Source organism: Nonomuraea sp. NPDC050540, from assembly GCF_044457485.1.
Lineage (GTDB): Bacteria > Actinomycetota > Actinomycetes > Streptosporangiales > Streptosporangiaceae > Nonomuraea.
Genome location: NZ_JBITHA010000011.1, coordinates 1 through 12508 on the forward strand (window position 1 = coordinate 1; position 12508 = coordinate 12508).

Sequence of the window (12508 nt, forward strand, 5' to 3'; positions counted from 1 at the left end):
CGGCAAGCCCATGTCACCGACGAAAGGACCACCTCCATGGACAACCTTCACCAACCCGGCCCCCTTCCCCCGTACGGCACAACCGGCAACGCCGCGCCCGCCTCGAACCTCACCGCCGCCGAACCGGTCGAGGAGGCGGGGTGCTCGGTCGATGAGCTGACCGCCGAGAAGATCACCTCCGCCCGTCACGCCTACTACACGGCGGCGGCCGAGGCCGTCGCCGCCTTGCAGAACGGGGAGTTTCTCTCCGCCGAGCAGGTGTTCGCCGCCGCCTACGCCCAGACCAGCCGCGCCTGGTGGGACGTGGTCGACGGGCAGATCACCTTGAGGAGGCTGGCCTGCGACCACGCGTTGCGGCGCGTGCGCACCATGGCCCGCCACTTCCTGACCAACGAAGCCCCCGCCAGACGGCCGGGAACCCTGTTCGATCACGCCCTCGCCCACGCCGCCCGCATGGCCGCCCGTGACTTCCTCAACGCCAGCGGCGAACTCCTCACCCACCACCTCGCCGAGTCCGGCGAGGAAGCCGACCATCCGGGGCCCGGCCTGCCCGTGGACCCCCGCCACCCCAGCGGCCCGCACACGCACCCGGGACCCGTTCCGGCGCAGCCCCCTACATCGGACACGCCGTGAACGACCAGCCGACCACGCCAGCGCACCCCGGCGCTGGCCTCCCCACCCACAGAAAGGTTCCGACCATGCCCGAGTCCACCCCGATCCCCGGCACGGACACACCCCCGCCCGACGCCCCCGCCGTGCCGAGCCCGGCGTTGTCGGTGGAGGAGATCATCGAACAGGCCCGCACGACGCGGCGGCGCAACGCCGACGACATCGCCCACCGGCTCGCCCGAGGGGAGCAACTGAGCGCCGAGCGGCTCTACGACACCCTGCACTCCCAGAAGGTGGGCGGGTGGTGGCTGATGATCGACCGGCACATCCGCTACAGCCCCATCGGCCGAGGGCTGACTCCGGCCAAGGCGGTCGCCAAGTACGTCTCCTGGATCAGCCCCTACCTGGAGGACAATGCGCCGTGCGACCCGGTCTGCACCTTCGATGCCCTCGAGCTCAAGAGTGTGCAGGAGCTGGCTTTGGCTCACCTGGACCGGGCGCTGGCCCTCATCCGCCAGGACGCGGCTCGAACCTTCCTGGAGCAGGCGGGCTCCCTCGCGCCGGCCTCCTCCGCGGAGCACAAGCAGTCTCCCTCCGGCTCGGCCGGACAGGAGGCGACGGCATGAGCGGCCACCCCACCACCGGCGAACCCACCCCCGGCGATTCCCCCATCCCCGTCACACCCACCCCCGTCACGCCCACCCCGCCCGCGCGGGAGGAGGCGCTGTCGGTGGAGGCGGTCATCGCGCAGGCCCGCCAGACGCAGCGGCGTAGCATCGACGGCATCGCCAGAAAGCTCCACCGGGGGCAGCAGCCTACGGCCGAGCAGCTCTACGAGATGCTGCATGCTCAGACGCTCGGGACCTGGTGGGCGCTGGTCGAACGGAAAATCCGGGACGCGGGAGGCGACCAGGGGCAGGCACTGGCCAGGTTCTTGCCCCTGATCAGCTTCTGTCTCGAAGAAGACGACAGCACGCCGGATGTCTCCCTGTCCGTCGGCATCATGACACCGGACGTCGACCACGAGTTCACCTTCATCCACCTCTACCGGGCCATGGACCTGATCCGGCGACAGGCGGCTCGAACCTTCCTGGAACAGGCGATGTCCCTCGCACCGACCTGCCCGGAGCCCGAGCAGGCTCCCTCCGGCTCGGCCGGGCGGGGACGTCATGAGTGACTGCACCGCCAGCGGCGAGCGTGCCACCGCCGCCTCGCAGCCGCCGGTTACGAGGATCTCCGCCTCTGGGCGGGCCGACCGCTCGCGGGTGGAGTTCTTCCAGATGATGGCCTGGCGATGGGACATCACCAAAGCCAAGAAGCTCACCCAGGGCCGCGCGCCGGAAGGCCGGATCGAATCCCGGGAATGGGCAGGCATGCTCCAGCTGGTCTCCATCAACCGCGAGCACGCCGCCGAGACGGATCTGTCCGAGCCGCTGATTGTGGCCACCGTGCCGAACGGCGGCATGCTGATCATCGACGGCTGGCACCGCCTGTACAAGGCACTGACCACCGAAGTACCCGAGCTATCGGCCATCGTGCTGACGGCCGAGGAGGAACTCGCCTGCCGGATGCACGGCGGGGAGAAGGGCCAGGGCCACCTGAGGTAGCGCCTGATCCGGTGACATAGGGGGCATGCCCCGCCCAGCACAACTCCAGTGCGCTGGCCGGGGCATACCTCCTGCACCACCGGCTCACACAGGCGAGCCTGGCGGCTTGGGCGTCGCCCGGGGTTGACGCTTACCTGCCCTGACCATGGCGCCCTTCTCCATGATGGCCTCAATGGGTGGGTTGGTTCCGAGGCCGAGCACGCTGACGAATGAGCGAGGTGGTTCCGGCGCAGGTGCAGGCTTGATCCTCTTAACGACAGGGCCGCCGTCGTCTGGAGCATGGGGGTCGCGGTGGTGGAGGGCGTGGCCGATGAGGTGGAGCGTGGACTCGATGGGGATCATGTAGTCGCGCAGGCTGGCCTCGTCCTCGATGGACAGGGTGGCGTCTTGGGGGCGGTTGCGGTTGTGCAGGTCGACGTTTTCGGTGCTGTCGAGGCAGTAGTAGATCTCGCCTTCGAGCCAGCCGGCCTCGGCGCTGTTCAGCTTCTCATCGTCGTTGGACTCATAACGGATGACCAGCACCCGATACCAGTGGCCACGTACTTTGAGCTGCTGCAGGACGCGGTTGCGGAGGCCGGGGTTGGTGGCCTTGCCGACGTAGGCTCCCCACCGGCCCTCGGCATCGGGGCGGTCGAGCAGGATGTAGGCACCGGGCACGTTCCAGCTTGGATCGAGGCTCTTGACCTGGTGGCGGTCGAGCAGGAGCATGCCGGCCACCTTGTGCTTGGCCCGGATCTTGATCGGCTCGTCAGGGTACTCGGAGAGAGTGACGACGAGCGGGAACGCGGCGAGCCGTACAGCGGACACGGGGGGCATGGGGAGCTCCTTCACTTGGATCTACTGGAGATGTCCCGGCCAGTATCGGCCACATCGCTCTGCGTGACCACAAGTTTCGAGAAACAGGAAAAGGCCATTCACCTGCGGATTTATGTCTGCACCTACGGACTTTCGTCGCTGCGGCACCGGGCTCACGGCGTCACCCGCCGCCGTGACGGTGTCGGGCGGGTAGGCATCATGGGCCGGGCGGCTGTGGGCCCGGTGCGGCCCTACGGGGGCCGGTACGGCGTCCCCCGCCCCCATGGCCCCGCCCCGGCCCCTGTTGCCGTCCTGCCGCCACGGGCTGTGGGCGGGTTAGCGCGGGTCGGTCCGGCCGGTCCGTGCGTGGGCGGCCGGGCGTGAGAAGCCGATCAAGTCATGGCGGTGGTAGGTGTCGATTTTGACGACGGTGCGCTTGTTGGGTGCGTGGATCATCTGGCCGCCTCCGATGACGAGGCCGACGTGGCCGGGCCCGTCGGCTTCCATACGAAGGAAGGCGAGATCGCCGGGCTGCTCCTGCCCCCGTGGGATAGGCGGGCCGTACCGCCATTGGTCGGCGGCGACGCGCGGAATGGAGATTCCGGCGGCCTGGTAGGCGCGCATGGTGAGGCCGCTGCAGTCGAAGGCGTTGGGACCTTCGGCTCCCCACACGTAGGGTTTGCCGAGCTGAGCGTGGGCGTAGGCGATGACCGCCGCCACACGTTCGCCCGGGATGACGGTCACACACGTTCCCGCCAGCGCGTCAACGACGCGTTGGGCGAGCGACTCCCACTGGGCGTAGGCATCGGGGTAGCCAGAAAGCTGAACGGCTTGCGCGGCTTGAGTAAGCGGAAGCCGCTCCCACCGCTTCACCTTGACCAGGCGGTCATAGAAGGTGCCGGTGGCATAACGCGGGTCGAGGACCTGCTCGCGCGTCCCCCACCCCTGGGAGGGGCGCTGCTGGAACAGCCCGAGGCTGTCGAGATGACCGTAGGTCAGGTTCCGCAGCTTGGACTCCTGCATAGCGGTCGCGACGGCGATCACCGCCGCCCGCGCGGGCAGACCGCGTTCCATCGCGATCTGGACGATCAGCGCGGCATGGGTCTGCTGCTCACCATCCAGAGTTAGCGTGGAGGCGAGGCCGGTAGCTGCCGGGGAGGCCGCGACCGGCCCGCCCGCCGTCCTGCTCACCATCTCGGGTGTGATCGCGCAGGCCACCCCGCCGGGCGTGCCCGAGCCGGTCAGGATGCTCGTGGCGGCTGCGAAAAGCGCCAAGACGATGAGCAGCAGGAGGGCGGCGCCGGCCGCGGCGGTCTTCACCTCTCGCTCTCCTCTTGGCCGAAGATGCGGTCGAGGAAGGCGTTCTCGTCCTGGCTGGTGTCAGGTTGATCGGGGATTGTGCCGAGGGTCAGGTGGGGCCATCCCTGGTCGAGATCGGCCAGCCGCATGCGCGGCTGCCCGGCCTCGGCGAAGGCGGGCAGCCAGATGGGTCCGGCCGGGCTGTCGCCGTTGTGGGAGTGGACGGCGGTGGCGACCGGGATGTCATCCTCGTTGAAGAGCTTGCGCAGGTTGGTTTCGCGGGTGCGGTTGGGCAGCCAGAACAGCACGGGCGTGGAGAAGCGGGTGGCCTCGGCGAGGTCGCGGTAGTGGTCGACTTTGGCGGCGACGCGTTTGAGGGGTTCGGTGCCGGTGTCGTGCTCGAGGAAGAAGTCAATCTGGCGGCTGCTCTCGGTCCAGCAGCCGTAGGCGTCGGGGCGGGCCAAGTCGCCCCATTGTTTGCCGCACTCCTTTTCTGACAGCCAGGCTTTCAATGCGGTGGTGGGGGTGTGGCGGGCGTGGGCGTGCAGGCGGGAGAAGAAGTCGTTGACGCCGACTTGGTGATGGAGCCGGGAGGAGGCGGAGACCTTGGTGTCGGGGTCGTAGCCGAGCTCTTTCACGGTGACCTCGCGGCGGGCGGCCAGGACGTGAGCTCCGGCTTTGCCCAGGGCCCAGTGGATCGGGGCGGAGCCTGCGCCGTATCCGGCCCAGGGCCGGAAGCGGACGACGGCGTTGAGCGCGAGCAGGGTGGTCATGCGGGCTCGGGTGGCTTGCACGATGCCGAAGAACATGCGCTGGATCTGGTGGGTGGTCAGGACCTGGTGGCGGTGCAGGTGGTCGAGGATCTGGTAGTCGCGTTCGGTCAGGCGGGCGGCGAGTGCGGGCAGGGCGGCGGGGTCGAGTCGGGGCTGGGATGCCGGGATGGGCTGGATGGTGAGCCGGGCCAGCTTGCGGGCCGCCTGGCGGGCAGCGGGCGGATTGGTCGGCGTGCAAGAGCAAGGGCAGTTGCAGGGCTTGTCGGGCATGGCGAACCTCCGTGTTCGGGCAGGGCGAGGACAACCGTCGATCAGGAAGGGCCGGATTCGAGAACGGCCGCGTTCGGGGACGGCCGGGTTCAGGAAGGGCTGGGGTCCGAGACGATGGCCGGGCCGGTTCTTTCGGTTGTGTGGCCTGATCTCTTGGCCGCTGCTTGGTGAGTGAAGCGCTGGCGGGAGGCGTGTCGGATCTCGGCTTCACGGCCCTGGATGGCAGCGGGCAGGGGCCGGGTGCGCAGGGTGAAGGCGGAGGTCTGCTGGCCGTCGACGACGAGGCGGGCGGCGGCTTGGTAGGCGCCGAGGTGGGTGAGGTCGTGCGGCGTTAGCAGGGGCGCGGTGTGGTGCTTGAGCTCGCCGGCGTCTTTGGGTGAGGCGTTGAAGTACACCTTGTTCCGCGCGTCGGCCGACAGCGCTTCGCGCAGATCGGTAGGGAGCTGGTCCAGGTGCTGGTGCGCCAGCACCAGAGACAACCGGTAACCGCGCGCCTCGGCCAGCACATCGTTGATGTGACCGGGCAAGTTCAAGAAGTTATGACACTCATCGATCACCAGGGAGGCGTCGGGCCGGTCGGTTTCGGCGAGGTTGGAGCGGCGGGTGGTGGCCTGCCAGGTGTGGGCCAGCAGGATGGAGCCGAACAACCGGGCCGCGTCATCGCCCAAGATGCCCTTCGGCAAGCGCGCGAGCACCAGGCCGCCCCGGTCGAGGAGCTGGCCGATGGGAATGGTGGTGTCCGGGCTGGCCAGCGCCTGCCGCACGAACGGCCGCAACAGCACGGCGCGCAGCTTGTTCATGACCGGCCCGATCACGGTGGCCTGCCCGGCCGGGGTGAGGGCTTCGTAGGACTGCCAGAACCCGGCCAGCAGCTCATCGCGCAGCTCGGCCGTGGTCCGGGTACGGAACGCCGAGTCGGTCAGCAACCTCGGCACATCCGCCAAGGTCGCCTTGCGACCCAGGACCGAGGTGAGCGTGAGACACGTGGAACGCAGGAGATCGTCCACGCGTGGTCCCCAGGCGGTGGAGAAGCAGCGGTGGAAGATGGTCACCACGGAGTCGACGGCGAAGGCCGGGTCGTGCCCGGCGAGGATGTTGATCGACGGTGGCGGAGCCGGGTCCTGCGGATCGAACACCACCGTCTTGCCGACCGCTCGCTCGGGGAGGCGATTGAGGATGTCGGTGATCAAGTCGCCCTTCGGGTCGATGACCAGCGCTCCCCGCCCGGCGGCTGCGTCGGCCAGGACCATGTTCGCGAGCAGGGTGGATTTGCCGACGCCGGTGCCGCCGAGCACGTGGGTGTGGTGCCGCCCGTCCTGTACCGGTAGCGCGACGGACCGTCGTGGGCCGCTGTCGGCGTCCCCCAGGACGCGTACGGCCCCGTTCGCCGCGTTGCGGGGTACGGCCGGGGACGGCGCGACGGGGCGGGCTCCGGCGCGGGTGACGCCGGGGGCGTCGATGTCCCACGGCAGGTGCGCGAGCATGGCCAGCTCCGAGACGGACAGCAGATAGCCGCGGTCGAGACGCCGCGAGCTGATCGCGCGGGCGGGCCGGAAGAGGCGGGCTCGGCGCAGGTACTGGTGGCTGCCGGTGAAGAGGGCGAAGACGCCGGCGAGAGTGTGGGCTTGACCTCGCAGCCACCCGCGGAGCAGAGCAGAAGTGTTCGCGCGGCCCTGAGCAATACCCTCCGAGGTACTTGCGGAGACAGGTGCGCGGCTGGTGGAGACGGCGTAGCGGATGGCCACCTCATAGCGAGGCTGACCGGCCTTCGCGAGAATCACCCGCACCTGCTCCGCCCGTTCGGGGAAGTCGCGAGCCAGCTCGCCGGACCGGTGACGGTCGTGCGAGTCGGCAGGCATGGGCAGGATGGCGTCGAAGAGTCGGCCGAGCTGGTTGCGGCTGCCGCCTCCGCGTAGGTGGGCGGCGGCGCGGTAGGCGTGCCGGAGGCGGCGGCCGGTGGTGGGGCGGGCGAGGATCTGCACGACGGCGTGCTCGCCCTCGCGCAGGCCGCTCATCGCTTCCAGGAGGGAGCGGGCGGGGTCGTGGTCATGGTCGGTGGTGAGCGGAAAATGCTCGGGCCCGGCCAGCACCAGCCTGCCGCCCGCGACCGGCGCGCCTTCGGGCAGCGGTGAGGTGGCTGGCGAGGTGGTGGTGGTCGCGCCGGGCCAGGCGGCCTGGATGGCTTTCTCCACGATGCCGGGCGGTACGGTGCCGGGCACCCACAGCCGGATGCGGACTCCGGCGTCGCTGCCGTGGTACTCCCACACCAGGTGCGGCTGCCCGGTGAAGAACCGCGCCCAGGCGGGCCGCAGCAGCCCGACGAGTTGCCGCCACAACACCAGCGCCCCCTCGGGGTCGCTGCGCGGCGGCGAGGAGATCTCGATCAACCTGGCTCGCGGGGTCATGTCGGTGTGGTGCGCCCAGCCGAGCAGGTAACGCACGCCACGCACCACCGTCCAGATGATGGCCCATGCAGCGGCAAGGTAGGGGCCGTAGGCGAGGGCGAACTCCGGCAGCCGGGCGGGCAGCTCGGCCAGGAAATCGAGGGCCTTCTGGACGTCGTGTTCGTCGATCCCGCACAGCAGGCACGGGCTCTCGGGGCCGGTGCTTATCGGGTGGTTCATAGCGGGTCGCCTTCCTCATCGTCGTGGTTGTTGTGGTTGGTGTTGGTGGTGGCGGTGAAGGTGGTCGGCACAGGCGGTGGCGCAGGTGTTTGGCCGAGCTCGGGGTGTTGGTCGAGTTCGGCCAGGTGGGCGGGGTCGGTGGTGACCAGGGCCGCTTCGGCGGGTGAGGCGATGATGTGGAAGGCGGCTCGGCTCGCCGGCCCGGCCACCAGGAGTGCCTCGCCGCGTTCGGCGGTGAGCAGGAACTGGCGTTCGCCGTCGGTCAGGTCGAAGGCGTCGCCAACCGCGCCGATGGCCTGCGGCGCCTGACGGAGGAGGATCTGGTTGGCGGCATTGGCCACGATCGCTTGCCCCAACTCGCTACCGAGCAGGTCCGCGGCGTCCTGGGTGATGACGGCGAGCCCGGCCCAGTGCTTACGGGCGGCCTTGGCCATCCGGAACAAGAACCTCGCCCCTTCGGGCTCCTTCATCAGGAGCCAGGCTTCGTCCACGACGACCAGCCGCTTCCTGCGGTCGCGGGGATTGGCCACCCGCCGCCAGATCGCGTCCAAGGCGAGCAGGGTGCCGACCGCCTTCATCTCCTCCGGCAGGTCCCTCAGGGAGAAGACGGTCAGGTGCCCGGCGGGTTGGGTGGTGGTGGGCCCGTCGAAGAGGGCGCGGTAGGAGCCTGTGACGTAGGGGGCGAGCTGCGCGGCAAGCTCGGCTCCTGCAGACTCGCCGCCTTCCCCGCCTTGAGCTTCGGTAAGGGTGGTGACCAGATCGGCGAGCAGGGGTGCGGGCCGGGTCCACGTGGCCGGGTCGCGCGTGATTCCGGCAGCCTCGTAGGTGGCCAAAATCGCCGAGTCCAGTACGGCGCGGGTCTGAGCGCTGAGCGGGCCGCCAAGCATGGTGGCGATCAGGGTCTGCAGGAACATCGCCCGACGGGCGAGCACGTCATTACGCGGGCCGTGGCTGGCGGGCAGATCGAACGGGTTCCACCGGACCCCGGCCGCGCCCAGGTGCAGGCAGGTGCCGCCGACCGCTCGCGCGAGGCGTGCGTACTCGTCTTCGGGGTCGACGACCGCGACCTCGACCCCTTGGTAGAGCAGGCGGAGAGTTTCGAGTTTGGTGAAGTAGCTCTTGCCCGCCCCGCTCCGGGCGAGGACGACGGAGTTGTGGTTGTCCTGGCCGTAGCGGTCCCACAGGACGACCCCGGTGCCGGTGGCGCTCAGCCCATACAACACGCTGCTCTCACTCACCTCGCTCACGAGATCAGGCGAGGTGAACGGGAAGCTCGCCGCGAGCGCCGTGGTGTCGAAAGTGCGGGTCAGGTTCAGGGAGTCGACGGCGAGCGGCAATGTCGTGGTCCATCCCTGCAAGGCGCGGAACGTGGCCGGTTGCGCATCGAGCAGCAGTGACGATGTGAGCGTGCGCACGCGTTCGACCTCGACGGCCAGCTCTGGCTCTGTTGGGACGTGGATGGTCAGATACAGGCCGACCTTGAACAGGCGGCCGTGGCCTCGGGCGAGGCTGTCGGCCAGGTCGGTGGCGTCATCGGCGGCGGCTTCGGCGGCGAAGTCCTGGAGGCGGCCGTGCTGGGCGTCGGCGCGGCTGGCTGATTCGAGGCGGGCGAGCTGGCGGCGGAGCCGCATCGCGGCGACCTGCTGCGGGATGGGTTCGATGTGCAAGGAGACGTCGAGGTGTCCGGGGTAGGTGAGCAGCGGTTCCAACCACCCTGCGCCGACTTCGCGCGGGTAGCCGGCCACCGCGAACGACGCGGACACGGCACCGGGCAGCGTGATGGTCCGCACGCCCACACCGACAGCAGCGGGATGGGCCAGGACACCGGGCTCGTGATCGCGGGTGCGGCGGCGCAGTTTCATGACGTACTCCTGGTCGAGGCGGAGGTGATGAGTTCGTCGGGCAGGGCTTGGCCGGCGGGATGCGCGGCTCCGGGGTCGAGGCACTCGGTGAGCGCCTGGGCGGACTCATCGGCGTCCAGAACGCGGGTGGTGATGCCGAGTGCGGCCAGGGCGCGTTCGGCTTCTGCGGCGCGGCGCAAGACGACCGCGGCCGAGGCGTCGCGCCGGACCGAGCGCCGTCCTCGGCTGCGGGCGGGGTGGTCGCGGAGCACGACGAGGACCTGGCGGGTCAGCAGCTCGCGCGAGGTGTTCAGGTCGACCAGGTAGGCGGCGTGCTCGCGCGCCGCCTGGGCCAGCGCCGCGTGCGGCAGCTCGTCGGCTCGCGCGTCGATGGTTTCGACCAGGCCGGTCAGGTCGGCCAGCCGGGCTCGGGCCAGCAACTGCACGGGCGCTTCCAGCGAGTTCAGCCACCGGCCAAACCCGCCAACCAGAGCGGCCTGCTCGCCCGTGGTGCGCAGGTGGAACGACAACGTGCCGGTCTCCACCAGCACGGCGACGCCGCCGTCGGTGAGTTCGAGCGCACCGTCCGTGTGGATCGCCCGCACCGGAAGCCGCAACGGGGCGGGCAGCTTGCCGCGCAGGCGACACCACCGAGGCGGCCCTGTGACCCCATCGGGCGCGGCCACCAGCCGCTTGTTGGCCCGGCCGTGCAGCAGTGCGGCCAGCGCGAACCGATCGAGGCTCAGCCCGTCCCGCCGTCCGAGCGCGATGGCGATGCCCAAGGCGACGAGCGGCAGCAGGATCGCCGCCAGGATGACCACGGGCAGGAGCCGGTGGAGCAGGTAGTAGACGGCGGCGGCGATCCCACCGGTCAAGGCGACGATGAGGAGCTGGCGGATGGTGAGCCCGTAAGCGATCTTGTCGGGCTGGTTGATGTTGGCCGGGATGCGGGCCAGCAGCGGCGGCGGCTCGGCGTCGTGTTTCATCGGTTCCCCCCTTTGGGCTGGCGCGGGGTGCGGCGGGGTGGCGGGTCGAGCCGCAGGCGGAGCTGGCCGGGGCGCGGTTGGCGGGTGGGCATGCCGGGGAGCCGGTCTTGCACCCACGGCGGCCGGGGGCGAATCCACGGCCCCGAAGCCGATGTCGTGGCCCTGGACGCGCCGGGTGGTGTGGGTGGGCGCGGGACGCGGGTGACGGGGAACGGCAGCGCGAGTTGGGTGCCCTGCCGCGCCCGTCTCGCCGAGGCGGCGGTGGCTTCCGGTGTCGGCGCGGCCGGGGCGTGAGCGGGCAGGCTGAGCGGGAGTTCAAGCTGCTGCCAGGCCGGTGAACGGTTGGGCACGGCGGCTCCCGTCGATGAGTGGGGACCGGGGCGCTGAGGTTTGTTCGGGCCGCCCAGCTTCGGGCCAGCGCCGCCACGGCCCTTGCCTCGGCCTGGCCCGCCGTGCCGGTGCGCGGCTGCCGTGGCCCCTTTGCCGGCGGCGGCTGCACGTCGGCCTTGGCCAAGGGCACGGGCAGCACCGAGGGTCTTGTAGATGATCACGGCCTTGATCAGCCGTTTCAGCATGTTCGGCTGGCCTTGTTGCCAAATGGTGCGGGCCACCCAACCAGGGATCTTGATCAGCACGAACAAGACGCCGATCAAGATCAGAATGTCTAGCGCCCGGTTGGCGGTCGGCCGCATCATCGCCTCGATCGCATCCCCGGTACTCGGATTGGCGGGGGCAAGCGGATAAGCAGCGGCCGAGTCGGTGAGCAGCAGCTTGAACGCCAAGATCAGACCGATGGCTTGCAGGACCTGGATGGCCAGCAGCCCGAAGACGCACCGCCACCACAACTTCGCGACGCCCTCGGTCTGCGGCAGCGCATGACACAGCAGGGCCAGGGGCGCGGCGATGATGAGGAACAGCAGCAGGGTGATGCGGATGATGCCGATGAAGGCGAGCAGGAACCCCATCACCACCGCGACCGCGATCAGCAGCACCAGGAACAGCACGATGCCTTTCGGGTCTTTGATCAGGCCGTCGACCTTGGCGGCGATGAGGTTCCCGGTCCGGGTGGCGTCGACGCCGTCGCCGAGCAGCGCGGCGACCATCGCGTTGGCCAACTCGATGGCGTACTGGCAGATCGTCAACGAGGCGTTCAAAGCGATGACCGCGATCACCAGGCGAGGGAGGACCTCGCCGGGCGTGGTCGACAGGCCCGAGGTGCTGCCATAGGCAATCACGATCACCCCGGCCGCCAGCACCATCAACACCAGCAGCGCGTTCGCGATCAACCGCACGTGGCTGTTCAGCTCCCGGACGCGCTCCAGCATCAGCGGAGGCGGGGCGGCGAGCAGGGCGCTGCCGACCAGGACGAAGGCGGGCTGGATGGCGTCGGTGACCAGGCCGGTGAACCAGCCGTTCATCGCCTGGTTGAGCTTGCACCCGACATCCATCCACCCGCACTCGGCCACCCCGCCCGGTGTTGACGGCGAGGTGGTGGATGGTGCGGCGGGTGGAATCCAGGTCACCTGCGGCGACGGCTTCGGGCTGGCGCTCGTTGTGGGTGACGGCGTGGGCGCGGGGTCGGCGATGGCCGGGGTGGACGTCGCAACGGAACTCGCGATGGCCGTCATCGTGAGCAGCGCCCAGACGAGAAACGCGCGGTGCAGCCAGCCTGCCCGTCTGCGCGGTCGTCGCCTCTGATGGAGG

General features: G+C 69.9%; 12 protein-coding genes. 5 read left to right on the forward strand and 7 right to left on the reverse strand.

All coding sequences use genetic code 11. The features are described from left to right. The 4 genes from ACIBI5_RS32580 to ACIBI5_RS32595 all read left to right on the forward strand — a co-directional run. The coding region (locus ACIBI5_RS32580; RefSeq protein WP_397252567.1) for a hypothetical protein at positions 1-633 on the forward strand (633 nt) is incomplete at its 5' end. A gap of 65 nt (positions 634-698) precedes the next feature. After that, a complete protein-coding gene (locus ACIBI5_RS32585) occupies positions 699-1235 on the forward strand; it encodes a hypothetical protein (protein ID WP_397252568.1) in 537 nt (178 codons plus the stop codon). Beyond that, a complete protein-coding gene (locus ACIBI5_RS32590) occupies positions 1232-1786 on the forward strand; it encodes a hypothetical protein (protein WP_397252569.1) in 555 nt (184 codons plus the stop codon). The genes ACIBI5_RS32585 and ACIBI5_RS32590 overlap by 4 nt, the downstream gene beginning before the upstream one ends. Then, positions 1779-2216: a ParB N-terminal domain-containing protein gene (locus ACIBI5_RS32595; protein WP_397252570.1), complete on the forward strand. Its 438-nt coding sequence runs from the start codon at positions 1779-1781 to the stop codon at positions 2214-2216. Before ACIBI5_RS32590 ends, ACIBI5_RS32595 begins: the two co-directional genes overlap by 8 nt. An 84-nt stretch (positions 2217-2300) precedes the next feature. On the opposite strand, the gene ACIBI5_RS32600 is transcribed toward ACIBI5_RS32595, so the two are convergent. The 7 genes from ACIBI5_RS32600 to ACIBI5_RS32630 form a co-directional block, all read right to left on the reverse strand. Beyond that, positions 2301-3032, reverse strand: a complete 732-nt coding sequence (locus ACIBI5_RS32600) for a hypothetical protein (RefSeq protein WP_397252571.1) — start codon at positions 3030-3032, stop codon at positions 2301-2303. A 315-nt stretch (positions 3033-3347) separates the two neighbouring features. Beyond that, positions 3348-4331: a C40 family peptidase gene (locus ACIBI5_RS32605; RefSeq protein WP_397252572.1), complete on the reverse strand. Its 984-nt coding sequence runs from the start codon at positions 4329-4331 to the stop codon at positions 3348-3350. Further along, entirely contained in the window at positions 4328-5353 is a 1026-nt protein-coding gene (locus tag ACIBI5_RS32610) for a replication-relaxation family protein (RefSeq protein WP_397252573.1), read from the reverse strand. Before ACIBI5_RS32610 ends, ACIBI5_RS32605 begins: the two co-directional genes overlap by 4 nt. Positions 5354-5442: 89 nt before the next feature. Beyond that, complete coding sequence (locus ACIBI5_RS32615) at positions 5443-7977, reverse strand: type IV secretory system conjugative DNA transfer family protein (protein ID WP_397252574.1); 2535 nt, start codon at positions 7975-7977, stop codon at positions 5443-5445. After that, entirely contained in the window at positions 7974-9839 is a 1866-nt protein-coding gene (locus tag ACIBI5_RS32620) for a VirB4 family type IV secretion system protein (protein ID WP_397252575.1), read from the reverse strand. Before ACIBI5_RS32620 ends, ACIBI5_RS32615 begins: the two co-directional genes overlap by 4 nt. Continuing rightward, positions 9836-10804: a PrgI family protein gene (locus ACIBI5_RS32625; protein WP_397252576.1), complete on the reverse strand. Its 969-nt coding sequence runs from the start codon at positions 10802-10804 to the stop codon at positions 9836-9838. The genes ACIBI5_RS32620 and ACIBI5_RS32625 overlap by 4 nt, the downstream gene beginning before the upstream one ends. Continuing rightward, positions 10801-12222 (reverse strand): hypothetical protein, encoded by a 1422-nt coding sequence (locus ACIBI5_RS32630; RefSeq protein ID WP_397252577.1) that lies wholly within the window; start codon positions 12220-12222, stop codon positions 10801-10803. The genes ACIBI5_RS32625 and ACIBI5_RS32630 overlap by 4 nt, the downstream gene beginning before the upstream one ends. On the opposite strand from ACIBI5_RS32630, the gene ACIBI5_RS32635 reads away from it, so the two are divergent. Then, positions 12206-12502: a hypothetical protein gene (locus ACIBI5_RS32635; RefSeq protein WP_397252578.1), complete on the forward strand. Its 297-nt coding sequence runs from the start codon at positions 12206-12208 to the stop codon at positions 12500-12502. The two genes, ACIBI5_RS32630 and ACIBI5_RS32635, sit on opposite strands and share 17 nt — an antisense overlap. The last annotated feature ends 6 nt before the right edge of the window (positions 12503-12508 follow it).